A 23152-nucleotide genomic window follows, 5' to 3' on the forward strand; every position below is an offset into this window, starting at 1 on the left:
CCGGGTTTCTATCTTCTACCAGCTCGGTTGTGCTGCAGCCGGTGGTGACTGTGGGGGTCGGATCGCGGGGAAATCGATGGCAACTACGCAGTCTCCGTCGTAACTGTCGAGGTCGTCGACCAACCAGCTTTCCTCGGGCCTGATCCGATGAAACCTGAACGTGCCATTCGTTTCGTTCGTCGCGATGACGCAGCGCAGTGGAATCGGCGTGTCCAGGTCGCCAGCCAGTCGCCCGACCTCCCGCGCCAGTGCGATCCCTTGCCGAAGCAGGGTTCGCTGTGCGTCGACGCTGATGATCGGTCCCTCGGCATACGTAGTCTCCACTGGCACAAAATCTTCGAGATGGAAGCTGGTCTGCGAGCATTCCCATCCGGTCGGATCGAAGGCCTGCCCCGGCGCGTCGTCAGCGTGCGCCGGAACCGGTCGCCAGCACACCACCTCGCCGTGGCATTCGATCCCGCTGTCCACCCACGTCCGCAAACCGGCCGCCAAGCCACCGTCTGGATCGAGCCCGCCGAATCCACCCCGCACGCCGAGCACTCTCGCCGCCAGGTCGTTCATCACCACTGTGAGCACAATCAAAGCTATCGCTCTGACGCTGCCTCTCGGCAATGGCCTCGGGGAAACCATTACCCCGAGCGGCCATCTCCGGAAATAGAAATCCGGTGCGAGTCGACAAGTCGACTCGCACCGGATTTCTATGTCTACCAGATCACTTCAGTTCAGCGCTGGACTTTCCGAGGACTCGGCGGGCCACGATCAGCTGCTGGATCTGCTGGGTGCCCTCGAAGATGTCGAGGATCTTGGAGTCGCGGCCCCACTTCTCCAGGAGCAGGCGCTGGGAGTAGCCCAGGGTGCCTGCGAGTTCGACGGCCTTGAGGGTGACGTCGGTGCCGGTGCGGCCGGCCTTGGCCTTGGACATGGAAGCCTCGAGGGAGTTGGGCTTCTTGTTGTCGGCCATCCAGGCGGCGCGCAGCGACAGCAGGTAGGCCGATTCGTAATCGGCTTCCAGGCGCAGGAATTCGGCGGCCGCGGCGTGCTGGTTGATCGCGGGGGTGTCGTAGGAGATCTCGACACCGGCCTCGGTGAGAATGGTGCGCAGTTCCTCGAGCGCGGCACGGGCCACGCCGACGGCCATGGCCGCGACGAGGGGACGGGTGTTGTCGAAGGTCTGCATGACCCCGGCAAAGCCCTTCTCCACGTTGACTTCCGGCGAGCCGAGGATGTTGTCGGCGGGAATCCGGCAGTCCTGCAGCAGCAGCACGGCGGTGTCGGAGGCCTTGATGCCGAGCTTGTGCTCGAGCCGCGCCACTGACAGGCCAGGGGCGTCACGCGGGACGACGAAGGACTTGATCGCCGCGCGACCGAGCTTCTTGTCGACCGAGGCCCACACCACGATGTGGGTGGCGCGCTCACCACAGGTGACGAAGATCTTCTCGCCGTTGAGGACCCACTCGTCGCCGTCGAGGACGGCGGTGGTGGTGACGGCGGCGGAGTCGGACCCGAAGGACGGCTCGGTGATGGCCATCGCGGCCCACACCTTGCCGAAGCGCTCGAGCTGCTCGTCGGTGGCGACCGCGGCGATCGCGGCATTGCCCAGCCCCTGGTAGGGGATGGTCAGCATCAGGCCGACATCGCCCCAGGAGGTCTCCAGGGCGTTGAGCAGCGCGGACATGTTGCCGCCGTTGGCATTGGCGAGCAGGTCGGTGCCCGCCTCGTCATTGCGGCCGCCCGCGGCGCCACCGATCTTCTGGGTACCCGAGTCGGCCAGGCCTTCGACCATGGCGGCCATGGTGTCGAGCTCGACCGGGTACGCGTGCTCGGCGAGGTCGTACTTGCGGGAGATGGGACGGAAGATCTGCGAGGCGACCTGGTGGGCCTGGTTGGCGCTCGCCTTCAGCTTCTTGGGGAGTTCGAGATTGATCATGGGAAGTCTCCTGGAAGGTAAGAAACGGGGCCGCTACACCAGCACGATGCCCTCGGCGACGCCGATGGCACGAAGGTCGCGGTACCAGCGCTCGACCGGGTGTTCCTTGGTGAAGCCGTGGCCGCCGAGCAGCTGCACGCCGTCCAGACCGATCTGCATGCCCTTGTCGGTGGCCAGCTTGCGCGCCAGCGCCGCCTCACGAGCGAACGACAGACCCTGCTCCGCGCGTGACGCACCCCGCAGGGTCACGAGACGGAGACCGTCGAGCTCGATCGCGATGTTGGCGACCATGAACGCCACCGCCTGGCGGTGCGAGATGGGCTCGCCGAACGCCTCGCGCTCGTTGACATAGGGGATCACGTAGTCGAGCACCGACTGCCCGGTGCCGATCGCCAGCGAAGCCCAGCCCAGGCGGGCCAGCTGCACGGCATCGGCGTACTCGGCGGCACGCGCCTTGGCGTCACCGTCGCCGAGCACGGCCTCGGTGCCCACGGCCACGTTGTCCAGGATCAGCCGACCCAGGCCCGCGGCGCGCAGACCCATGCTCGGATCGGCTTCCACCGACAGTCCGGCGGTGTCGGACTCGACCAGGAACAGTGCCGGACGACCGTCGAGCTCGGCGGCGACGACGAACAGTTCGGCGTCGGCGGCGGCCGGGACCAGGCTCTTCACACCGTTGAGGCGGTAGCCGCTGGGGGAGCGGGTGGCCTTGGTCTGCAGGGCGAACGGGTCGAACAGGGCGCGCGGCTCGTTGATCACCACGGAGGCCTGCGGCACGTTCTCGCCGGTGAAGGCGGGCAGGTAGGTCTTCTGCTGGGCGTCGGTGCCCCACTGCGAGAGTGCGACGGCGACACCGCTCGGCGCCAGGATCGGCAGCGCCAGACCCATGTCACCGTAGGAAAGAGCCTCGGCCACCAGGGCATTGGTGACGGCGCCACGCTCGGATGCCGCGCCCTCGAGCTCCTCGGGCACATTGATCAGCGTGATGCCGAGTTCGGCGGCGCGCTCGAGCAGATCGCGCGGGGCCTTGGCGGCGTTGTCGGCGTCGTAGGCGGCCGGCCGCAGGATCTCGCCCGCGAAGTCCTTCACCGTCTCGACGATCATCTGCTGCTCGTCCGACGGGGTGAGGTCGAAGTAGTCCTTGGTCTTCGCCTCGTTGTCGGGCAGCCGCTTGGGCTGGCCGCCGCCGGTCACCTTGGCGAAGGTGCGGGTGGCCGCGCCCAGGGTGCGGAACCCGGTCTTGGTGCCCTCGTAGGTGACTCGCTCGATCGGCTTGCGCAGGTTGTACTTCTCGGCGAGCTCCGACCCGGTAATGGTCGTCAAAGCGCGCATGGCGGCGCCCATCCAGTCCCGCTTGGGCTGGCTGAGGCCGACCGCGGACGTGTCGTTCGGACGTCGCTTCGTCGCGCTGTCTCGAGTGCTCATCATCACCTGATTTCCTCGGCTGTCGGGGCGGTTGCGACCCCAGCTATCTTACTCCTCGGTAAGACTATCTTACTCCGGAGTAAGAAGTGCAATGATCGTCAGCATATTCGCCGGAATCGTGTCACGCTGGACGAGTGTTCGTCGTCGCATCGGCCTTCGCCCTCATTCTGCTGGCGACTTCGACCCGCTACGGCTATCACCGCGATGAGCTGTACTTCCTCACAGCTGGTCGTCGACTGGACTGGGGTTACCCCGATCAGCCACCGCTGACGCCCGCCCTCGCCCGATTGATGTCGGCGATCGATCCCGATTCGTTATGGCTGCTGCGCCTGCCCGCCGTCGCCGCGGCCACCTTCGTGGTGATCTGCGCCGGGCTGATCGCCGGTGAGCTGGGCGGTGGGCGCGGTGCCAAAGCGCTGACCGCCGCGACGGTGGCGAGCGCGGCGATGGTTCAGGGCGCCGGGCACCTGTTCGGGACGACGGTGTTCGACCTGGCGGCGTGGTCGCTGCTCTGCCTGCTGGTGTTGAAGCTGCTGCGGACCTCCGACGACGGCGCGTCGGCAGCGGATCCGCGCTGGTGGCTGCCGATCGGGCTCGTCGTCGGCGTCGGTCTGTTGAACAAGGTGCTGCTGATCGTGCCCGTCGGCGTACTCGCCCTGGCGCTGGTTCTCACCGGATCCCGAAAGATGTTCGCCACCAGGTACTTCGCGGGTGCGCTCGGCATCGCGGCACTGCTGGTGACGCCCTATCTGTGGTGGCAGGCGAGCAACGGGTGGCCGCAGTGGGCGCTGAGCCGAGCGATCGCGGGTGGCTCGTCGGGCACCTCGGATTCGCCGATCATGTTCGTGCTCTTGCAGTTCGGTCTGTTCGGTCCGCTGCTGGCGCCGCTGTGGATCTACGGCCTGTGGCGGTTGTGGCGTTCGCGCCACCGAGCTTTCGCGGTCGCGTACGCGGTGCTGTTCGTGGTGTTCCTGGTGAGCGGTGGCAAGGCGTATTACCTCGGCGGGATGTATCCGGTGCTGCTGGCCGCCGGTGTGGTGGGACTGAGCGGATGGCTCGGTGCGTATGGAAAGCGTTGGGTGGCAGCGGGTTCCGTGGTCGCGCTCAACGCCGCGCTGTCGGCATCGCTGTTCCTGCCGCTGCTGCCGGTCGAGGCGATCCCGGACTCCCCGGTCCTCGCCGTCAACTACGACGCGGGCGAGACCATCGGCTGGCCCCGCTACGTCGAACAGATCGCCGCCGCCCACCCACCGGGCGCCGCCATCCTCACCGCCAACTACGGCGAGGCAGGCGCGATCGAGCGCTACGGCGCCGAATACGGCCTGCCCACACCGCATTCCGGCCACAACGCCTACTGGTGGTGGGGACCGCCACCCGATTCGGCGACCGAAGTCCTCACCGTAGGCAATCGACCACGACCGCCTCACCGAACTCTGCGCGGTCGTCGAACCCCTCGGTGTTCTCGACAACGGCCTCGACATCGACAACGACGAACAGGGCGAACCACTGTTCCTCTGCCGCGATCCACGCCAACCGTGGTCGCAGCTGTGGCCACACCTGCGAACCCTCGGCTGACCCGGCGCACCCGCCGTCGCGATCCGATCGGGGTATGCGGCTATGACCACACCGTGCGCTCATGGTCGACCTGGCGCACACGCTGTCGCAAACCCAACCGACACGGCCGGAGTGTGCTCCTATGCCACGCGCTCTCGGCTGTCCCGACCCGCCGTCGCGATCCGATCGGCACGGCCGTGGTCGCCGCTGCGGCCCCTGTGCACCCTCAGCTGACGTGACCACACTGTCGCGATCCCACGGATACCGCCGCGGTCGCAGCTGTGGCCACGCCCTGGGCGTTCTCGGGCTGACCCGGTGCACGCGGCGTCGCGATCAGATCGGGGTTGCCGGATCGGGGCGGCACCGGGTTGGACGGTTGATCACCAGGCACTCAGATAAGTATCGGCCGAGTAGCGTGCGCTACCAGTGCCTGGTGATCGACTGTCCAGGTCGAGACATCTCGCCTTGGCGCAGGTGTGGGGACGCCTGGCCACGCGGGTGGGGGTGTCGCTCGGTCTAGAGGTTGTGGCGGTCGAGGAAGTCGGCGAGGAGTTTCTGCCAGGCTTCGGGCTGTTCCACCATCACCACGTGGCCCGCGTCGATCTCGACGTATTCGGCGCGGGGGATCGCGGTGGCGAGGGCGTGGGAGTTGGCGGGATCGACCAGGAGGTCGGCGGTGGTGGCGACGACGAGGGTCGGCACGGTGATGCCCGGCAGGTCGGCGGTCGTGTCGACGGTGTCGACCAGCGCGGCCTGCTGCCGGGTGCCGCCGGGGATCGCGGCCGCGGTCTGGCGGATGATCTCGTCGACGGTTTCGGCGGACAGCTCGTTGACATAGCGGGTGGAGAAGCCGGTGGCCAGCACCAGGCGGGCGAAATCGTCGCGGTCGTCCCGGGCGAGGAGATTCTGCCAACCCCGGACGATCAGCCGTGCTCGGTTGTCCGGCACCGCCAGGCCCGCCGTGAGCAGCAGGCCGGTCACCCGCTCGGGATGCCGCGCGGCCGCCCGCACGGCCACTGCCGTCCCGAGCGAGAACCCGATGATCGTGAACGTCTCCACACCTGCCGCCACCGCGGCCTCGACCAGCGCGTCGGCGAGGCCGTCGAGGGTCAGAGGGGTCTCGTCGGCGGGGTAGTCGGAGGCGACCACGGTGTGATCGGCCGCGAGCAGGGGAACGAGTGCGCCGAAGTTGCTCTCGATCCCGCCGCCCGCGCCGTGCGCGAGCACGATGCCGGGGCCGGAGCCGTGGACGGTGGTCTGCAGGGGAATCGTTGTCATGCCGGCGAAGTTAGGTATTCACATGGGTGTGAAGGTCAAGGCTCGGGTGCTGGAGGTCACATGCTGATCGGCGAACTGGCCCGGCGAACCGGTGTCGCGTCACGGCTGCTGCGCTACTACGAGGAGCAGGGGCTGCTGCGTCCACAGCGCGATGCCAACGGGTACCGCTCCTATCCCGAGGCCGCGGTGGCGCGGGTGGCGCGGATCAGGGAACTGCTCGACGCGGGCCTGAACACCGAGGACATCAGCGCGCTGCTCCCGTGCGCCGAGCACGAGGGACCGGTCCAGGCGTGCGAGATGTCGGTGCGCATCATGGCAGACCGCACGGCCGAACTGAACCGCCGCATCGCCGTCCTGGACCGTCAGCGCGCCCAACTCGCCGAGCAACTCGGCGCGAGCCTCGCGCATGCGACGACGGGCCCCGGCCGCGCCGCCGATCAGGCAGCACGCTGAGGGGCGAAGTGTTGGCGCCGGTCTCACCCACGAGACGTCATTCCCGCACGTAGTACCGCAACGTCAGATAGGCGGTGGCCGCGGCGAACAGGATGCCCACCGGCGCGATCGTCAACGCCACCACCGCGATGTCATCACCGGTGATCCGCGGGAACACATTGCTGTCGAACAGCGGACCCAAGGCCCGATCGATCACCAGCGGTCGCGCGATCACGAGCCCGAGCACCGCCAGCACCGACCCGACGAACGCCGCGGCCACCGCTTCCAGCAGAAACGGTAGCTGGGTGTACCAGCGCGTCGCGCCGACCAGGCGCATGATCCCGACTTCCGTGCGGCGGGTGAACGCGGCGATCTGCACCATGTTCAACACCAGCAGCATCGCCGCGAGTGCCATCACCAACGCCAAACCGAACGCGGCGTTGCGCAACCCGTCGAACAGGCTCACCAGCCGATCCACGAACTCCTTGTCGTTGGCCACTATTCGCACGCCGTCGCGGGTGGCGAAGCTGTCGTAGATGTGCTGGTACTGATCGGCGTCGGTCATCTTCACCCGCAGCGAGGCGGGCAGCGGCGAATCGGCGATGTACTGCACCATCTCCGGCTGATCGGCGAAGAGCTCCTTGGCCTCTTCCAGCGCGTCGGCGCGGTTGAGGAACTGCACGCTCTCCACGCCCGAGGTCTGCTTGAGGTCGGTCAGCAGTCCCGCGCACGGCTCGGCCGCGCAGTCGGGATCGGTGTCGGAGACGGCGTCGTCGAGGTAGAAGCGCACCTCGAGGCGGCCGATGAAGAAGTTCTCGGTCTTGTCGGCCATCCGCACCGACAGCATGCCGCCGCCGAGCATCATCAGCGAGACCGCGGTGGTCAGGATCATCGCGATGGTCATCGTGAGATTGCGGCGCAGGCCGTCGACGACCTCGGTGAACAGGAAACTCAGTCGCATTATCGCCCCACCCCGTAGACACCGGTCGCTTCGTCGCGCACGAGTCTGCCGTGGTCGAGCTCCACCACCCGCCTGCGCATCGCGTCGACGATGTGGTTGTCGTGGGTGGCCATCAGCACCGTGGTGCCGACCCGGTTGATCCGTTCGAGTAGCGCCATGATGTCGGCGCTGGTCTCGGGATCGAGGTTGCCGGTCGGCTCGTCGGCCAGCAGCACCAGCGGCCGGTTGACGAACGCGCGCGCGATCGCCACCCGCTGCTGCTCACCACCGGACAGCTCCGAGGGCAATCGATTGCCCTTGCCACCGAGCCCGACCATGTCGAGCACCTCGGGCACGGTCCGCTCGATGAACTGGCGCCGCTTGCCGATCACCTCCAGCGCGAACGCCACGTTCTGCTCCACGGTCTTCTGCTGCAGCAACCGGAAGTCCTGGAACACGCAGCCGATCCGCTGGCGCAACTTCGGCACCTTGCGCCCCGGCAACCGGTCGACCCGGAAATCGGCCACCCGGATCTCGCCGGAACTGGGCGCCTCCTCCTTGAGCAGCAGTCGCATGAACGTCGACTTACCCGAGCCGGACGGCCCGATGATGAAGACGAACTCGCCCTTGTCCACCTCGACGGAAACGTTGTCCAGCGCCGGCCTCGTCGACGTCTTGTACGACTTGGTGACGTTGCGCATGGTGATCACGGGGAGCCAGTCTAGCCAGCGACCAGGCCGCTCAGCGGGCCCCGAGCACACCGGCGAGGCGCACAGCGGACCTACGGTTCGGAATCGACCCAGGTGGGCACGGCATTGAGCAGCGTCGATGGGCCGGTGGCCGTCGGGTCCGCGGGCTTGACGAACACGTAGACGACGAACGTGGATACCCAGGCAGCCATCAGGATCGCTGTGGACTTACGTGGTTTCACTGATTCCTTCCTTCCGCAGGGCCGCGGCCACCCGGACGCGCAGCTCGCGGCCCACCTCGAATTGCTTGCCCGGCAATGTGCGGGCAACCATCCGGATGTTCATCTCGTCGAGGGACAGATCCTCCACACCCATCACCGAGGGCTCGTCGAGCAGCAGCGGTTCGAGACGGGGGTCCTGGTAGGCCTTGGTGCAGACCTCGTGCAGGATCTCGTTGATCTTGGTGATGTCGGCCTGGGCCGAGATCGGCACGTCGATCGCGGCGCGTGCCCAGTCCTTGGACAGGTTGGTGACCTTCACGATCTGGCCGTTCGGGACCGTGATCACCTCGCCGTCGGAGTTGCGCACGGTGGTGATGCGCAGGGTCACGTCCTCGACGGTGCCCTCGGCCTCGCTGCCGCCGGTGACCGAGATCTGCACCACGTCACCGAAGCCGTACTGGCGCTCGGTGATCAGGAAGAACCCCGCGAGGATGTCCTGCACGATGCGCTGGGCGCCGAAGCCGAGCGCCGCGCCGAGCACCGCCGCGGGCGCGACCAGACCCGTCACCGCGAAGCCGAGCCGTTGCAGCACCTCCATGCCGACCAGTACATAGACGATGGTCAACACCACCCAGGTGACCACCTGGGCCAGTGCGTGCCGATGCTTGGCGGCCTCGGTGCGGACCAGGGCGTCGCTGGAGTGGAAGCCCGCGTCGATCTTGCTGGTCACCCGGTCGCGAATGAACGCCGCTAGGCGCCCGAACAGCATCGCGCCGATGATCAGCAACACGATCTCGAGCCCACTCGAACGCAGCCAGGTGGTGATGCCCGAGCCAGGGTCGACCGCGAGGATGTCGGTCACCACGCCGGCCCGCCCCCGGGTGATCGGGGCTGGCGCTGGCACAGTTCCGGTTCGTTCGAACACACACCAGAAAGGTTACAGCGCGGTCACGGTGCCAGGTCAACCGTGACCGGGACGGTCCCGGCGAGCGAACAGATGGCTACGCGTCGGCCTGATCCCGCATGCGCCAACGGATTCCGGATTCGATGAAGCCGTCGATGTCACCGTCGAGCACCGCCGAGGGGTTGTTGACCTCATAGTTGGTGCGCAGGTCCTTGACCATCTGGTACGGGTGCAGCACGTAGGAACGCATCTGGTTGCCCCAGGACGCGCCCTCGTTGGTCTTGAGCGCGTCCATCTGGGCGCGCTCCTCCTGGCGCTTGCGCTCGAGCAGCTTGGCCTGCAGCACGCGCATGGCCGAGATCTTGTTCTGCAGCTGCGACTTCTCGTTCTGACAGGTCACCACGATGCCGGTGGGGATGTGGGTCAGGCGCACCGCCGAGTCGGTGGTGTTGACCGACTGGCCGCCGGGGCCCGAGGAGCGGTACACGTCGACGCGGATGTCGCCGTCGGGGATCTCGATGTGGTCGGTGGTCTCCACCACCGGCAGCACCTCGACCTCGGCGAAGGAGGTCTGGCGGCGGCCCTGGTTGTCGAACGGGCTGATCCGCACCAGACGGTGGGTGCCCATCTCGACCGAGAGGGTGCCGTAGGCGTAGGGCGACTTCACCGCGAAGGTGGCGCTCTTGATACCCGCCTCTTCGGCGTAGGAGGTGTCGTAGACCTCCACGGAGTACTTGTGCCGCTCGGCCCAGCGGATGTACATGCGCATCAGCATCATCGCCCAGTCGGCCGCGTCGACGCCGCCCGCGCCGGAACGGATGTTGACCAGCGCGTCGCGCTTGTCGTACTCGCCCGAGAGCAGCGTGCGCACTTCCATCGCCTCGATGTCCTCGCGCAGTGCGGCCCGCTCGGCGTCGGCGTCGGCGGTGGCCTCCGCCTCGGCGGCGCCCTCCTCGGCCTCGGCCAGTTCGTAGAGCACCGGCAGGTCCTCGAGCCGCTGACGCAGTTCCTCCACCCGGCGCAGTTCGCTCTGCGCGTGCGAGAGCTCGCTGGTCACCTGCTGGGCGTGGTCCTGGTTGTTCCAGAGTTCGGGGTCGGCGGCCTGGTGCTCGAGCTCGTCGATGCGTCGGCGTAGCTCCTCGACATCGAGGACCGACTCGACCGTCTTGAGCGTGGTGTCGAGTTCGGCGAGGTCGGCGATAACGTCAGGATGCACGATGTCCTAGGTTACCGGTCGTGCTCGGCGGCGGTGAAACCGCGCGACGCGAACTCAGCCGGTGATCGACCGGAGTCCGCCGGGACGACGGCCCGCCAGGCCGTCGAGCGCGGCCGCGGTGGCGTCGTCGGCGGGCAGGTAGACGATGAGCTGCTGGTCGTCGTCGGCGGGCAGGTCGAGTGTTTCGAACGCCAGCCGCAGCGGACCGGCACTGGGATGGGCCAGCCGGATGACGCCGGTCGCGGCGGGCAGGCTCGGCACCCGCTCGACCCGCTCGGTGAATTCGGACCCGGCCACCACGGTCAGCTCGTCGGCGCGCTGGGCAATGTATGGATCGGCGCGGAAGGGCCCCTGCTTGAACGCCGCGACCAGCTCATCGGCGACATGGGACCAGTCGGGGAACACGGTGCGCGCCCGCGGATCGGTGAGCAGATAGGTGGCCAGATCGGGCTCCGCCGCGTCGAAGAGACCCGAATCCGCCATCAGCCGGTGGTAGCCGTCGGTGTAGGCCAGCACCTCGCGGATGTTGTTGACCACCAGTGCGGCGCCGGGCTCGAACCGATCGAGCATGGCCCGCACAGTCGGGCGCACGGTGCGGTTGGGTTGCGCGCCGCCCATGCAGCTGAATCCGCTGTCGGCGGACTTGGTCAACCGGTGCAGGTGGACGCGTTCACTCGGAGCCAGCCGCAGGGCCTCGGCCAGCGCGGACAGCACCGGCGGCGAGGGCCTGCGATCGCGGCCTTGTTCGAGGCGGGTGAGGTACTCGACGCTGACGCCGGCCAGCGTGGCCAGCTCCGACCGGCGCAGACCAGGGGTGCGCCTGCGGGCGCCGGTCGGCAGCCCGACCTGGGCGGGGGTGACGGCCTCGCGCCGGGAGCGCAGGAACAGGCCCAACTCGTTGTCGCTCACGAATTCCACGCTACCGGCGGGATCGACGCCGAGGGTGTCCCTGTCACTACCACTCTCACGGCGGCCTCCCCGTGGGTGCACCGCTCGACGAATCTGGGTGTCGAACAGCCGATTCGAAGCTTCGAAGGAGTCCCCATGACCGAGCGCCTGAAACTCGCCGTCATCACCACCAGCGTCCGCGACGGCCGGTTCGGTCCGGTGGTCAGCGAGTGGTTCACCGACCAGGCCGACATCCACGGCGGATTCGACGTGACCACCATCGACCTGGCCGAGGTCGACCTGCCGCACGAACTACCCGCCGTCTCACCACTGTTCGAACCGCATCCGGTGCGACCCACCGGGATGACCGAATTCACCCGGGTGATCGGCGAGGCCGACGCGATCGTGCTCGTCGTGCCCGAGTACAACCGCAGCTACCCGTCCTCGATCAAGGCCGCCATCGACTGGCACTTCACCGAGTGGAAGGAGAAGGCGATCGGTTTCGTCGGCTACAGCGGCATGTCCGGCGGGCTGCTCGCCATCGAAGGACTGCGCCAGGTGTTCAACGAACTCGACGCCCACACCGTGCGCGAGTACGTGTCCTTCCCCCGCTACTACCTGCTCTTCGACGAGAACGGGCAGCTGCGCGACCCCGAAGAGCCCGCGGAGGCGGCCGCCACCATGCTCGACCGGGTGCACTGGTGGGCGAGCGCGCTGTCAGCGGCCCGCTCGGCGGCCGTTGCCGCCTGAGCCACCCCACGGATGAACCCGGCGCCGGTCAGGTGAAGTACGAACTCCGCACCGGGCCCGGGGAACGAGTCGGTGTCCGGGGACCGGTCAGCCAGGTGTCGCAGGTCTCGGCGACGAAGGCCGCGAAGGTCGTGTCGGGGTCCGGTGGGGTCGCACCGTCGCCGGGATCGGGGGTGCCGTCGGCCGCGACGATGTCCTCGGCGATCTCGGTGACCGAGCGCGGGTCGGCGGGCACCTGCTCGAGACCCTCGCCGCCGAATCGTTGGGTGGCGGCCCACGGCTCGACAATGGTCTGGTGCAGCAGCCCGCTGACATCGGCGGCCACTGCGGGCGGCCGGGTCCAGCAGGTCGCGTGTTCGTAGAGGATCTGGCCGGGCGCCCGCTCGTACAGGCTCTTGGGCAAGTTGTCGGCGAGAGTGCGCAGGTCGTAGGCGACGACCACAGTGTCGGTGGCGCCCGGTTCGAACTCCCGAGTGGGCAGGTCGAGCACGCGCGCGGCCGCCAGGCCCAGGATGCGATCGGCCCGATCCGGCAGCAGCGACACCGAGCGTGGCCGCCGACCCGCAGCGGACAGCGTCAGGGCCAGTCGATCGAGGCCGTGGCGGCACTGCGCGGGCGTGTCACCGACGTAGGCCCAGCGGCCCGTCATTCCGGCATCGAACCCGTACGGCGACAGGGTGCCGAGGTAGCCGCCGGTCGAGAGGAACTGCCAGCCGCGCAGATCCCGATGATCCAGCGCGCTCACAGCCTCGACCCGATCGGCGCGGGCGAGCATCCGCCCGACCCGGTCCCGGGCGAAGGTCCACTCGTCCCCGGGATCGGGCAGCGCCGCGAACTCCGCGCGTGCCCGCGGCAGGTCCGCGGACAGGATCGCGTTGTAGGCCAGCAGATAGCGTTCCGGCCACGGCCGCAGGATCGCTTCGTGCGCGAGCAGGACTTCGACCGCTTCGGCATGGCGGAACTCGTCTTCGAGCGCGGTGACCAGCTCGGCGAGCGCCTGGTGCAGGGTGGGCTCCAGGCGCAGGGCCTGGCCGAGCACCGGAATCGCGGCGAAGGAGATCCCGTACTCGATGCATTCGTATCCCAGGACGGTCAACGCCCGCGGGTCGGCCGGGGCGTCGAGCACCGCGTGGGCGGCACTCGTCAGATCCGCGAACCCGGCCGCGGTGGCGAGTTCGGCCAGCATCGTCGCGAGATCCTGCAGCGGTACGCGCTCCGCGATGGATCGCACGGCCTGCACCGATCCGGCGAGGTCACCCTCGGCGAGCAGTCGCCGGGCATCGTCCAATTCTGTTGTCATCGAACACGATCCTGGGTGACGATCCCGTTGGTGGCAAACGATGGTCGGCGGGTGCCTCGCTCGCGGCGGTGCCGTCGAGGTCGGGACCGCGGTGGGCGCTAGAGTTCGGCGCGTGGCTTTTTACTCCGCTGACCTGGACCTTGCCCTGCGACTGGCCGACGAAGCCGACGCGATCTCGCGGGCGCGTTTCGGTGCCGTCGATCTGAAGGTCGACTCGAAGCCGGACCTGACTCCGGTCTCGGACGCCGATCTCGCGGTGGAGCAGGTGATCCGGCGGGTGCTCGGCGCCGAACGCCCCGACGATGCGGTGCTCGGCGAGGAGTTCGGCGGCGATGCCGAGTTCACCGGCAGGCAGTGGGTGGTCGATCCGATCGACGGCACCAAGAACTTCGTGCGCGGGGTTCCGGTGTGGGCGAGTCTGATCGCGTTGCTGGACAACGGCGTTCCGGTGGTCGGCGTGGTGAGCGCGCCCGCACTGGGCCGTCGCTGGTGGGCCGCTGCGGGGTCCGGGGCGTGGGCGCAGGTGCACCCCGGGGCGCCGAAGCCGATCTCGGTGTCGGCGGTGGGGGAGCTGGATTCGGCCAGCCTGGCGTTCTCCAGCCTGTCGGGCTGGCACGAGCGTGGCCTGCGGGAGAAGTTCATCGACCTCACCGACGAGGTGTGGCGGGTGCGCGGCTTCGGCGACTTCTTCAACTACTGCCTGGTCGCCGAGGGCGCGGTCGACATCGCGGCCGAGCCCGAGGTGTCGCTGTGGGACCTGGCCGCCCTCGACATCCTGGTCCGCGAGGCCGGCGGCACGTTCACCGCCCTGGACGGGCGCCCCGGGCCGCACGGCGGCGACGCCGTGGCGACCAACGGACTGCTCCACGACGACGTGCTGGGACGTCTGCGCAGCTGAGACGTGCGCGTGGCCGGTCGGCGCCCGCCGGAGCCGCGAGTTGTCCACATGTGGACAACTTCGTGACGACGTCGAGGTCTGCCTCGCTCAGCAGCTCACGCGCACGGGGCCACTCGTAGGATGGCCCCGTGAGCAATTCCGGCGCCACAGCCCCCGATGTCGACGACTTCCCGCCCGACGACGCCTACCCCCACGAGGGCGGTTACGTCTCCGAGCACGACTTCGACGACACCGGCGGCTTCCACTTCGACGACCTCGCCCCGGCCGACCCGACCCGGTCCGGCACCGGGGGAGCCCCGGCCCGTCCGGCCGCCGCTGCCCCCGGCGAGACCGCCGAGGACGTGCTGCGCCGCGTCTTCGGCTACGACAGCTTCCGCGGCGACCAGGCCGCCATTGTCGACCAGGTCGTCGGTGGCGGTGACGCCCTGGTCCTGATGCCGACCGGCGGCGGCAAATCCCTGTGCTACCAGGTGCCTTCGCTCGTGCGCCCCGGCGTCGGCGTCGTCGTCTCGCCGCTGATCGCGCTCATGCAGGACCAGGTCGACGCGCTCAGTGCCCTCGGTGTGCGCGCGGGCTTCCTCAACTCCACCCAGTCGCCGGACCAGCGGCGCACCGTGGAAGCGCAGTTCGTCGCCGGTGAACTCGACCTGCTGTATCTCGCGCCGGAACGGCTGCGCATGGAGTCGACGTTGCGCCTGCTCGAACGCGGCACGGTGGCGCTGTTCGCCATCGACGAGGCGCACTGCGTCTCGCAGTGGGGCCACGACTTCCGGCCCGACTATCTGGCGCTGTCGCTGCTGCACGAGCGCTGGCCCGATGTCCCGCGCGTCGCGCTCACCGCCACTGCCACCGAGAAGACCCGCGCCGAGATCGTCGAACGCCTCGATCTGGGTGAGGCGAAGCAGTTCGTCTCCAGCTTCGACCGGCCCAACATCCAGTACCGGATCGAGTCCAAGAACCGCGCCGACCGCCAGCTGCTCGAGTTCATCCGCGCCGAGCACCCCGGCGACGCGGGCATCGTCTACTGCCTCTCGCGCAACTCGGTGGAGAAGACCGCGGCCCTGCTCAACGAGAACGGGGTGCGCGCGGTGCCCTATCACGCGGGCCTGGACAACCGCATCCGCGCCGAGAACCAGGCCAGGTTCCTGCGCGAGGACGGTCTGGTCGTGGTCGCCACCATCGCCTTCGGCATGGGCATCGACAAGCCGGACGTGCGCTTCGTCGCCCACCTCGACCTGCCCAAGTCGGTCGAGGGCTACTACCAGGAGACCGGCCGTGCCGGGCGCGACGGACTGCCGTCGACGGCGTGGATGGTCTACGGCCTCAACGATGTCGTGCAGCAGCGCAAGATGATCGACTCCAGCGAGGGTGATGCCGCCCACCGCAGACAGCTGCAACTGCACCTGGACGCCATGCTCGCCCTGTGCGAGACGGTGGGCTGTCGCCGCGTGCAGCTGCTGAACTACTTCGGCCAGCCCGGCGCCGCCTGCGGCAACTGCGATGTCTGCCTGAACCCGCCGCAGACCTGGGACGGCACCGTGCCCGCGCAGAAGCTGCTCTCCACGGTGCTGCGGCTCAAACGTGAACGGGGACAGGCCTTCGGCGCGGGCCATCTCGTCGACATCCTGCTCGGCAAGACCAACCCCAAGGTCACCCAGCACCGGCACAACGAACTGTCGGTGTTCGGCATCGGCACCGACCTGCGCGATACGGAATGGCGCGGGGTGGTGCGTCAGCTGCTGGCCGGCGGGCTGCTCGCCGTGCAGGGCGAGTACGGCGTGCTCGCGCTGACCGACGCCAGCAACGAGGTGCTGTTCGAGGGCAAGAAGGTGCCGATGCGCCGCGAGCCCGAACGGGCCGCTCGCCCCGCGCGCACCCCCAAGTCCGCGAAGGCCGCCGTCGACCTGCCCGCCGCCGACGTGCCCCTGTTCGAACGCCTGCGCGCCTGGCGCGCGGCCACCGCCAAGGAACAGGGCGTGCCCGCCTACGTGGTGTTCCACGACGCCACCCTGCGCGAGATCGCCGCGCGCAAGCCGGCCGATCTCACCGCGCTCGGCACCGTCGCGGGCGTCGGCGAGAACAAGCTGGCCCGCTACGGGGAAGGGGTGCTGACCACGCTGGCCGAGGAATAGCCCCACATCGCGGCGACCGCGAGTTACTGTCGATTCATGGCGAACGGCGATGACTCCGAAGGAGATACGGCCGACGGCGGCGGTGGCGCGGGCGGTGCGGACGCCCCGGTACGGCCCCGCAAGCACGTCGACCCGGTCGTCGCGCCCGCCCTGCTCGGCACCCGCCACCATGTCGTCCACCGCGGCCGCCCCCGCTGGACCACGGTCGGTCTGATCCTGCTGTTCATTGCCGCGCTGGCGCTCTACCTGGCGCTGCGTCCCGGCGGCTGATCAGACCACGGAATAAACCGGTGGCGTCGTCACTTAGAGTTGACCGTTATGAAGGAAAAGGGCAGGAAGGTCATCGCGACCAACCGCCGCGCGCGGCACAACTACACGATCCTCGACACCTATGAGGCGGGGATCGCGCTGGTCGGTACCGAGGTGAAGAGCCTGCGTGAGGGCAAGGCCTCGCTGGTGGACGCCTTCGCGACCGTCGACCACGGCGAGGTCTGGCTGCGCGGCCTGCACATTCCGGAGTTCAGTCACGGCACCTGGACCAACCACTCGCCGCGGCGCACCCGCAAGCTGCTGCTGCACAAGCGCGAGATCGAGCACCTGGTCGGCAAGTCGCGCGAGGGCAACCAGACGCTGGTCCCGCTGTCGATGTACTTCTCCGACGGCAAGGTGAAGGTCGAGCTCGCGCTCGCCAAGGGCAAGCAGGACTACGACAAGCGCCAGGATCTGGCTCGCCGCCAGGCCGAGCGTGAGGTCACCCGCGAGATCGGTCGGCGGGTCAAAGGCATGCGGTGATCTCCGTCGCCCTCGCCCTGATCGCGGCGGCGGGCTACGGAGTCAGCGATTTCTTCGGCGGGGTGGCCGCGCGCCGGGTCACCGCCCTGCGCGTGGTCGTGGTGTCGTACCCGTTCTCGGTGCTGCTGGTCCTGCTCATCGCGCCGCTGGTCGGCGGGCACGCCGATACCGCCTCGATGATGTGGGGCCTGGCCGCCGGAGTCGCCAGTGGCCTGGCCGTGTGGTGGTTCTATGCCGCGCTCGCCGACGGGCCGATGTCGGTGGTCTCCCCGGTCACCGCGGTGCTGGTCGCCGGTATTCCGGTCATCGCCGGGTTGTTCCTCGGTGAACGGCCGGGCCCGCTGGCCGTCGCGGGGATCGCGCTGGCCCTGATCGCGGTGGTGCTGGTCAGCCGCGAGGCGCCCGACAAGACCACCGAGGAGATCATCGGCGGCCGCGAACTGCGGTTCACCCGCCGGGTCGCGCTGCTCACCGTCGGCTCGGGCGCGGCCTTCGGCTTCGCCTTCTACTTCCTGCACGCGACCAGCCCGAGCGCCGGGCTGTGGCCACTGCTCGGCCAGCGCGCCGCGGCCACCGCGGTCGTGTGGACCTCCGCGCTGGCGGCCGGCCAGTTCCGCGGCCTGCACGGCGAACCGCTGCGGCTGGCGCTGGCCATCGGCGTGCTCGACGTGATCGCCAACGCCGCCCTGCTGTACGCCTTTCACGGCGGTCTGCTGTCGATTGTCAGCGTGATCGGCTCGCTGTATCCGGCCGCGACGGTGCTGCTGGCGATGGTGCTGCTCGGTGAGCGGATCGGCGGGATGCAGAAGGTGGGCATGGTGCTCGCCCTCGCCGCGGTCGCCATGATCGCCGCGAACTGAGGTCAGAGCCGAGTGCAGGGTTCGTGGATGCCCAAGCGCGCCAGCGTCGTGCCCTGATAGCCGGTGCTGATCGCCCGCGCCCCCATCGGCGCCTGGCTGTCCGGCTCGAACACCACCGACCACTCCGCGCTCAGATCGGGTCGCTCGGCGCCGGTGGGATGGACCACCACCATGCCCTCGCCGTCCGGCTTCAGGTTCATGACGGTGCGACGCAGGCCGGGCCGGGTGAGTGCCTTGTCCTCGGCGGCCGCGATCAGCAGTGCCTTGAGCGGGTAGGAGATGGCCCAGCCCAGCGAGTAGCCGAAGTTGGCCGGTTCGCCGTCCACCGCGGCGCGGGCGTGCTGCGCGCCGACACTGTCGCCGGCCCAGCTGTCGACCGGCGTCGTGTAGTTGTAGAGCGCGGTCAGCGCGGACGCGGCGGGCGTCTGCAGCAATGCCGCGTTCCAGGTGGGCAGCGAGCCGAGGAACCGGCCGGTGAAGCCCGAGCGCACCAGCTTGCCGACGATCTCCGCGGTTTCGGCGGGGCCGGTGGCCAGCATGACCAGATCCGGCGCCGCGGCCAGGATCTCCTCGACCGGACCGTCCTGATTGCCGACCTCGCCGTTGGGGCCGGTGTCGATACGGTCGGCGATCGTCGCCCCGTTGGCCAGCGCCCACTTCAGCGCGCCACTCGCGTAGTCGCCGCCCCAGTTGCCGCGATAGGCGACCACGGCGATGTTGCGTGGCGCGTAATGGTTCTCGGCGAACCAGTCCAGGCCCATCACCGCTTCGGTGCAGTAGGAGTAGCCCGCGCTGAGCACCAGATTGCGGTCGGCGCTGCGATAGTTCCAGCCCGACCACTGGGTGGCCGCGACGCTGACCATGTCATCGGCGTCCATCTGATTGAGCAGCGCGATCGACTGCCCGGTGCCGAGGCTCTGCGCCAGCGCGAGCACGTGCGGTTCGATCTCGTGATAGGCCGTGCGGTGCACGCGCGGATCGAAGGAGGTGTTGCGGCTGTAGGTGGTGATGTCGATGTCGTAGCCGCCGATGCCGCCCGACTCGTTCACCTGGTTCCAGAACGCCAGCTGACCCTCGTTCATCGAGGTACCGAGCGGCGCGAACGGCCCACCACCGAGGTCGGAGAGCACCCCCAGATAGATACAGCCCCGATCCTTGTTCGCCGAGCCGGGACAGGGCGCGCTGGTCACCCCGGGCCCGTAGTCCCGCTCGCCCGACGAGCAGGCCGCGGCCAGGACGAGACCGGCGACGACGGAGATGGCCGCGGCGCGGCGCAGCGCACGCGGTCTGGTGAATGCCATCAGGTAACTCCTCGCTCCAGCCGCCCAGAGGAGCTCACTGTCCCGGTGCGACCGAACGAGAACAGTACTCGTCCCGACCGGCCCGGAGACCCGGATTCGCCGAGCCCGATCCGACGGGTTCGCTACCCGGTCACCCCGGCGACACCGCCCGCTGGCAGAAATAATGGGAAGATCCGCGCCGCCGCGAGTGTTAATATGACTAGCCCGCACGGTGCGGGCACGTACGGGGCTGAACGGTTTCGACTGCGTACGTTGATTCAGGGGAAGCGTGTCGGTGCAGGCAAGAGACCACCGTAAGCGTCGCTGCAACCAATTAAGCGCCGATTCCAATCAGCGCGAGTACGCCCTCGCTGCCTAAGTAGCAGGTCGTCTCTGTCAGACCGGGTTCGTCTCTCGACCCGGACCCTGGCATCAGCTAGAGAGACTTACTGTCCGGCCCGGTCGCGGGGTCGGATGGAACATCAAACAGTGACTGGGACCGTCATCCGAGCTTGTTCGCGAGACCCGGAGGTCCAAGCAGAGACCTAGCGAACTGCACACGGAGAAGCCCTGAAGACGCGGCGGAGGACCCGGGTTCGATTCCCGGCAGCTCCACTCGAGGCCCCTCACCTGTTAGAGCAGGTGGGGGGCTTTTTCGGCCCCCGGCGACCCATAGATCGGGCCGTGTGGGCACGTTTTTGGCACACCTTGCAGCGGCATCGCGGAAACCCGCGCCAATCCTGTGGGCCACGCCGTCGAACAGATGCTGCGGTTGTCCAGCGTCATCGTCGCTGACTTGTGGCCGAGGTGGGGTTGGATCGTCTTCGCATAGGCGCCGCTGGCGATCATGATCGAGGCCGCGGTCTGCCGCAGTTGATGAGCCGTCGCGCTGGAACGTCGACGGGCGTTCCAACACTGTCCGCAAGTTGACGTTGGACGCCGACGCGGTCGCCGTGCAGACTCAGGGCAGGGAGTCGTGCCGCCGACGGAATCGGTGGGCGCGACCAGCCCAGCGGGACGCGTTTCGTTCTGTCAAGGCCCAGGTATCCACACCGCGCTGTCGCGGTCGCCAGTGCACATCAGCGTCTGACCAGATGGCGACTCGGCGATGCCATCTTCATAAGAGCATGGCGAGCCAGGCTGTCGCGTGCCGATGAGCGGTGCGGAGTTCACCCACTTCGGTGTCGGTGCGCCTGCGTATGTGCATTTCAGCTGGCCGCCGCTGGCGTCGACCGCCCAGTTGTCGACGCCTGGATCGCATGCCATCCCAGCGGCAGGAGACGAGGCGATTTTTGTCTGCGCGGGGGCCTGGGTCATCGGGACAACCGCGGGTGTGGATGGCGCTACTGCAACGGTGATTGATGTCGGGGACTGGTTTACAGTCGGCACTGTCGCGGGCAGTGGGATCTTCACCGACCCCGGCACTGTCGTCACCAGCTCGAGGTTCTCCAGCGTTGCACCCTCGTCGGCCACGATCGGCGTGTACTGCAGGGCAACAGGGTTCGCCCGCACCTGCAGCAGGATCCACTGCATGGTCCTCAGGCCGACGTTCGCAGGCGTACCGCCCGGCCAGCGCTCCGCGCACGCGCCGGTGAGCGTCCCGTTCTCGGTCGACTGGGTCACCCCTGCGGAGTGCACGGTGGTCGCTGTGTACATGTCCGGGCTACCCAGCCCTACGGTGCCAATGTTGTCGATCTCGACCTGGATCGCCAAACCCTCTGTGCCCGAGACGGGATCGATCACACACTCGGTCGGTACGAGGATCGTGTCCCGGATCGTGATGGTGCCGATGACCTCGCCGGTGTCGGCGCGGCGGAACTGAAACGGTGTCCCGATGCCGCCGCTCGCGGGCCCGGCCGTCTGAGTGTCGGTTGCTGGTGGCGTCGAGCGGAGCATGGCTACGAGCGTGCCTGCGCCTACCAGTGCGACTACGGCCAGAACGATCACCGCGATCAGTAGGCCTCGCTGGCTGCGGCCCACAGGCTTGGCAGTCGGCGGCTGAGGTGTCACGGTGCATCCCCTTGCGATGGTGTTGTGTCGCAGGATGATCGCTCATGGTGCGGCAGTTGATACAGGAGCGCTCCGCTGGAAAGGGATCGGCGGGGTGCTGGTTGCGTTGCGCGTCAGCGCAGCTGCTCCAGCGGCCACCCGTGTGAGCGGGCATATTTGGGGCACAGTCCGCAGGAAAGCCTGCGGTTCTATGTAATCCACAGGGATGTAGTACCGCAGGTTCAATCCAGAATCGTGGTCGCTGCCAGGATCCCAATCTGGGTCCGATTCCCGGCAGCTCCACTCGAGGCCTCCCACATGAACTGGGTGAGGGATTTTTATGCAGTGAACAGGCCCGTATCGGGTTGCGCGAGCCCGTCGTCGCAGCGGTGCCCGGCCGGGCGGCTGATCGGAATCGGCCGGATGTCTTGCCGGGGACGGTCTGGTTTGGAAGTGTGGCAAGGTTCCACGTCGGCGTCGTGTGCGTCCGGCGTACCGGAGGGCGTCGTGGCCTTCCGGCAGTTCTCTGGAGGGGAGATCGCCCGGTGGTCAATGATTTTCGGAGTTTCGCGGGGAAGGCGGCCAAGGCTGTCGCCGAGGAGGCGAGGCAGCGGGGCGGGTCGCTCGCGCTGAACGACGAGGACATCACCGCCTTCCTCGCCACCGTCGTCGAGCCCGGCGAGCAGGGGGTGGCGTTCGACCGGTTCACGCCACACCTCGACTGGCCGAAGGTGCCGCGGGGGCGAAAGGTCGAAGACGGCTTCGGGGGCCGGTCGACGACGCGCAAGCTCGCCGGAGCGGCCATCGGGGTCGCGGCCGTCGCCTCGGGCGAATGGATCGGCGACCCCCGGCAATCGACCGCGCTCCACGGTGGGTTCGACAGCATGGCGGGCCAACTCCGCATCCAATTCGAGCCGGTGACGAACGGCTGCGAGCACATCCTCGCCCTGACGAACAACCGCCTGATCCTCCTGCGCATCCGCAGCGGCGTCGGCCGAAAGTTCGGCCCCGCGCTCATCGCCTGGTGGGCCCACCGCTCACACGTCATCGCCTCCCGCCGCAACGGCACCATCGGCTTCTCCCTGGCCTTCGCCGACTCGTCGTGGATCACCCTCCGCGGCAACGCCGACAGCACCCTCCGCACCGCCTTCCCCGACACCCCTTCCCCGTGGCCCGGCGAACCGCCCCGATGACTCGAAAGGCCCCTCACCAGAATCCCGGCGAGGGGCTTTTCCGTGCGAGGCCTACGGGCGCAACCGCCCCACCTGAGGGTCGAAGCACACGAGCCCGTGGACCTTCGCGAGTCCCGCGACAAAGGCCGCCACCTCGTCATGCGGGCCCCATCGGATATTGATCTGGAGCGACGAACCATCCGCATCGCCGGTTCCGCTCGTCGCCCAAGGACTGCTCGCATCACTGTCCGGCCACCGCCGCAGCAGCGCCGCCACGAATTCCGCGATCGGCGGAGTCGGCGGATCCGCTCGCACATCCCGGACGAGCCGTCCTTCCAGATACTCGCTCAGACTCGTCACCACCGCCATCGCATCGACATCGGTACCCGGGCGCTCGCCCTCCCACACCACCAGATCGAAACTCATGGCCAGATCATGCACGCCACCACCGACACCGGCCGCTGCTCGAGCGGTCCACCCAGAGACGCTGTGTCTGCGATGACCG

General features: G+C 68.4%; 23 protein-coding genes and 1 other RNA gene. 10 read left to right on the plus strand and 14 right to left on the minus strand.

Annotated features, from left to right (window positions below):
* Positions 1 to 15: 15 nt before the first annotated feature.
* The 3 genes from ACFVVM_RS19210 to ACFVVM_RS19220 all read right to left on the minus strand — a co-directional run bounded on the left by ACFVVM_RS19210 (position 16) and on the right by ACFVVM_RS19220 (position 3355).
* Entirely contained in the window at positions 16 to 561 is a 546-nt protein-coding gene (locus ACFVVM_RS19210; RefSeq protein ID WP_387619809.1) for a hypothetical protein, read from the minus strand.
* Between the two features lie 151 nt (positions 562 to 712).
* Positions 713 to 1927, minus strand: coding sequence for an acyl-CoA dehydrogenase family protein (locus tag ACFVVM_RS19215; RefSeq protein ID WP_387619812.1), 1215 nt, complete (start codon positions 1925 to 1927; stop codon positions 713 to 715).
* A gap of 33 nt (positions 1928 to 1960) precedes the next feature.
* Positions 1961 to 3355, minus strand: coding sequence for an acyl-CoA dehydrogenase family protein (locus ACFVVM_RS19220; RefSeq protein WP_387619815.1), 1395 nt, complete (start codon positions 3353 to 3355; stop codon positions 1961 to 1963).
* 131 nt (positions 3356 to 3486) lie between these two features.
* Here ACFVVM_RS19220 and ACFVVM_RS19225 point away from each other — a divergent pair, with 131 nt between their 5' ends.
* Positions 3487 to 5145 carry an ArnT family glycosyltransferase gene (locus ACFVVM_RS19225; protein WP_387619817.1) on the plus strand — a complete coding sequence of 553 codons (1659 nt, stop codon included), beginning with the start codon at positions 3487 to 3489 and terminating at the stop codon, positions 5143 to 5145.
* Positions 5146 to 5422: 277 nt separating this feature from the next.
* Here ACFVVM_RS19225 and ACFVVM_RS19230 read toward each other — a convergent pair whose 3' ends face one another.
* Positions 5423 to 6184: an alpha/beta fold hydrolase gene (locus ACFVVM_RS19230; protein ID WP_387619820.1), complete on the minus strand. Its 762-nt coding sequence runs from the start codon at positions 6182 to 6184 to the stop codon at positions 5423 to 5425.
* Positions 6185 to 6244: 60 nt separating this feature from the next.
* Between ACFVVM_RS19230 and ACFVVM_RS19235 the strand changes: the two genes are divergently transcribed.
* Positions 6245 to 6637, plus strand: coding sequence for a MerR family transcriptional regulator (locus ACFVVM_RS19235; protein WP_387619822.1), 393 nt, complete (start codon positions 6245 to 6247; stop codon positions 6635 to 6637).
* Positions 6638 to 6674: 37 nt separating this feature from the next.
* Here the strand turns inward: ACFVVM_RS19235 and ftsX are convergent, their stop codons facing one another.
* The 5 genes from ftsX to ACFVVM_RS19260 all read right to left on the minus strand — a co-directional run bounded on the left by ftsX (position 6675) and on the right by ACFVVM_RS19260 (position 11495).
* On the minus strand, positions 6675 to 7577 hold the full coding sequence (ftsX, locus tag ACFVVM_RS19240; protein WP_387619824.1) for a permease-like cell division protein FtsX: 903 nt from the start codon (positions 7575 to 7577) through the stop codon (positions 6675 to 6677).
* Positions 7577 to 8266 carry a cell division ATP-binding protein FtsE gene (ftsE, locus tag ACFVVM_RS19245; protein ID WP_387619826.1) on the minus strand — a complete coding sequence of 230 codons (690 nt, stop codon included), beginning with the start codon at positions 8264 to 8266 and terminating at the stop codon, positions 7577 to 7579. Before ftsE ends, ftsX begins: the two co-directional genes overlap by 1 nt.
* A 207-nt stretch (positions 8267 to 8473) precedes the next feature.
* Positions 8474 to 9319, minus strand: a complete 846-nt coding sequence (locus tag ACFVVM_RS19250) for a mechanosensitive ion channel family protein (RefSeq protein ID WP_387620880.1) — start codon at positions 9317 to 9319, stop codon at positions 8474 to 8476.
* A gap of 148 nt (positions 9320 to 9467) precedes the next feature.
* Positions 9468 to 10586 (minus strand): peptide chain release factor 2, encoded by a 1119-nt coding sequence (gene prfB / locus ACFVVM_RS19255; protein WP_387619828.1) that lies wholly within the window; start codon positions 10584 to 10586, stop codon positions 9468 to 9470.
* 54 nt (positions 10587 to 10640) lie between these two features.
* The gene (locus tag ACFVVM_RS19260) at positions 10641 to 11495 is read right to left on the minus strand and encodes a helix-turn-helix transcriptional regulator (protein WP_387619831.1); all 855 of its coding nucleotides are present in this window, start codon (positions 11493 to 11495) and stop codon (positions 10641 to 10643) included.
* A 135-nt stretch (positions 11496 to 11630) separates the two neighbouring features.
* Between ACFVVM_RS19260 and ACFVVM_RS19265 the strand changes: the two genes are divergently transcribed.
* On the plus strand, positions 11631 to 12224 hold the full coding sequence (locus ACFVVM_RS19265; RefSeq protein WP_387619834.1) for an NADPH-dependent FMN reductase: 594 nt from the start codon (positions 11631 to 11633) through the stop codon (positions 12222 to 12224).
* A 28-nt stretch (positions 12225 to 12252) separates the two neighbouring features.
* Here ACFVVM_RS19265 and ACFVVM_RS19270 read toward each other — a convergent pair whose 3' ends face one another.
* A complete protein-coding gene (locus tag ACFVVM_RS19270) occupies positions 12253 to 13524 on the minus strand; it encodes a hypothetical protein (RefSeq protein ID WP_387619836.1) in 1272 nt (423 codons plus the stop codon).
* A gap of 112 nt (positions 13525 to 13636) precedes the next feature.
* On the opposite strand from ACFVVM_RS19270, the gene hisN reads away from it, so the two are divergent.
* The 5 genes from hisN to ACFVVM_RS19295 all read left to right on the plus strand — a co-directional run bounded on the left by hisN (position 13637) and on the right by ACFVVM_RS19295 (position 18206).
* Positions 13637 to 14422, plus strand: a complete 786-nt coding sequence (gene hisN, locus ACFVVM_RS19275) for a histidinol-phosphatase (RefSeq protein WP_387619839.1) — start codon at positions 13637 to 13639, stop codon at positions 14420 to 14422.
* A gap of 128 nt (positions 14423 to 14550) precedes the next feature.
* A complete protein-coding gene (gene recQ / locus ACFVVM_RS19280) occupies positions 14551 to 16554 on the plus strand; it encodes a DNA helicase RecQ (protein ID WP_387619842.1) in 2004 nt (667 codons plus the stop codon).
* A gap of 36 nt (positions 16555 to 16590) precedes the next feature.
* Positions 16591 to 16824: a hypothetical protein gene (locus ACFVVM_RS19285; protein ID WP_387619844.1), complete on the plus strand. Its 234-nt coding sequence runs from the start codon at positions 16591 to 16593 to the stop codon at positions 16822 to 16824.
* Positions 16825 to 16872: 48 nt separating this feature from the next.
* Positions 16873 to 17346: an SsrA-binding protein SmpB gene (gene smpB, locus ACFVVM_RS19290; protein ID WP_071929601.1), complete on the plus strand. Its 474-nt coding sequence runs from the start codon at positions 16873 to 16875 to the stop codon at positions 17344 to 17346.
* Positions 17343 to 18206 carry an EamA family transporter gene (locus ACFVVM_RS19295; protein ID WP_387619848.1) on the plus strand — a complete coding sequence of 288 codons (864 nt, stop codon included), beginning with the start codon at positions 17343 to 17345 and terminating at the stop codon, positions 18204 to 18206. Before smpB ends, ACFVVM_RS19295 begins: the two co-directional genes overlap by 4 nt.
* Before the next feature lie 2 nt (positions 18207 to 18208).
* On the opposite strand, the gene ACFVVM_RS19300 is transcribed toward ACFVVM_RS19295, so the two are convergent.
* On the minus strand, positions 18209 to 19507 hold the full coding sequence (locus tag ACFVVM_RS19300) for an ABC transporter substrate-binding protein (RefSeq protein WP_387619851.1): 1299 nt from the start codon (positions 19505 to 19507) through the stop codon (positions 18209 to 18211).
* A 225-nt stretch (positions 19508 to 19732) separates the two neighbouring features.
* Between ACFVVM_RS19300 and ssrA the strand changes: the two genes are divergently transcribed.
* Positions 19733 to 20104, plus strand: a transfer-messenger RNA (tmRNA) gene (gene ssrA, locus ACFVVM_RS19305).
* 15 nt (positions 20105 to 20119) lie between these two features.
* On the opposite strand, the gene ACFVVM_RS19310 is transcribed toward ssrA, so the two are convergent.
* On the minus strand, positions 20120 to 20494 hold the full coding sequence (locus tag ACFVVM_RS19310; protein WP_387620883.1) for a tyrosine-type recombinase/integrase: 375 nt from the start codon (positions 20492 to 20494) through the stop codon (positions 20120 to 20122).
* 24 nt (positions 20495 to 20518) lie between these two features.
* The gene (locus tag ACFVVM_RS19315; protein ID WP_387619854.1) at positions 20519 to 21433 is read right to left on the minus strand and encodes a hypothetical protein; all 915 of its coding nucleotides are present in this window, start codon (positions 21431 to 21433) and stop codon (positions 20519 to 20521) included.
* 587 nt (positions 21434 to 22020) lie between these two features.
* Here ACFVVM_RS19315 and ACFVVM_RS19320 point away from each other — a divergent pair.
* A complete protein-coding gene (locus ACFVVM_RS19320; protein ID WP_387619856.1) occupies positions 22021 to 22668 on the plus strand; it encodes a hypothetical protein in 648 nt (215 codons plus the stop codon).
* A 51-nt stretch (positions 22669 to 22719) separates the two neighbouring features.
* Here the strand turns inward: ACFVVM_RS19320 and ACFVVM_RS19325 are convergent, their stop codons facing one another.
* The gene (locus ACFVVM_RS19325; protein ID WP_387619858.1) at positions 22720 to 23073 is read right to left on the minus strand and encodes a hypothetical protein; all 354 of its coding nucleotides are present in this window, start codon (positions 23071 to 23073) and stop codon (positions 22720 to 22722) included.
* Between the last annotated feature and the right edge of the window lie 79 nt (positions 23074 to 23152).

The sequence above is a fragment of the Nocardia sp. NPDC058176 genome (genome assembly GCF_042883805.1).
GTDB lineage: Bacteria > Actinomycetota > Actinomycetes > Mycobacteriales > Mycobacteriaceae > Nocardia.

Coding starts and splice junctions, on each gene's coding strand:
- smpB (WP_071929601.1), top strand. CDS start 16,873: ATGAAGGAAAAGGGCAGGAAGGTCATCGCGACCAACCGCCGCGCGCGG.
- ACFVVM_RS19215 (WP_387619812.1), bottom strand. CDS start 1,927: ATGATCAATCTCGAACTCCCCAAGAAGCTGAAGGCGAGCGCCAACCAG.
- ACFVVM_RS19235 (WP_387619822.1), top strand. CDS start 6,245: ATGCTGATCGGCGAACTGGCCCGGCGAACCGGTGTCGCGTCACGGCTG.
- ACFVVM_RS19285 (WP_387619844.1), top strand. CDS start 16,591: ATGGCGAACGGCGATGACTCCGAAGGAGATACGGCCGACGGCGGCGGT.
- ACFVVM_RS19265 (WP_387619834.1), top strand. CDS start 11,631: ATGACCGAGCGCCTGAAACTCGCCGTCATCACCACCAGCGTCCGCGAC.
- ftsX (WP_387619824.1), bottom strand. CDS start 7,577: ATGCGACTGAGTTTCCTGTTCACCGAGGTCGTCGACGGCCTGCGCCGC.
- ACFVVM_RS19210 (WP_387619809.1), bottom strand. CDS start 561: ATGAACGACCTGGCGGCGAGAGTGCTCGGCGTGCGGGGTGGATTCGGC.
- ACFVVM_RS19230 (WP_387619820.1), bottom strand. CDS start 6,184: ATGACAACGATTCCCCTGCAGACCACCGTCCACGGCTCCGGCCCCGGC.
- ACFVVM_RS19220 (WP_387619815.1), bottom strand. CDS start 3,355: ATGATGAGCACTCGAGACAGCGCGACGAAGCGACGTCCGAACGACACG.
- ACFVVM_RS19300 (WP_387619851.1), bottom strand. CDS start 19,507: ATGGCATTCACCAGACCGCGTGCGCTGCGCCGCGCCGCGGCCATCTCC.
- ACFVVM_RS19270 (WP_387619836.1), bottom strand. CDS start 13,524: ATGACAACAGAATTGGACGATGCCCGGCGACTGCTCGCCGAGGGTGAC.
- ACFVVM_RS19325 (WP_387619858.1), bottom strand. CDS start 23,073: ATGAGTTTCGATCTGGTGGTGTGGGAGGGCGAGCGCCCGGGTACCGAT.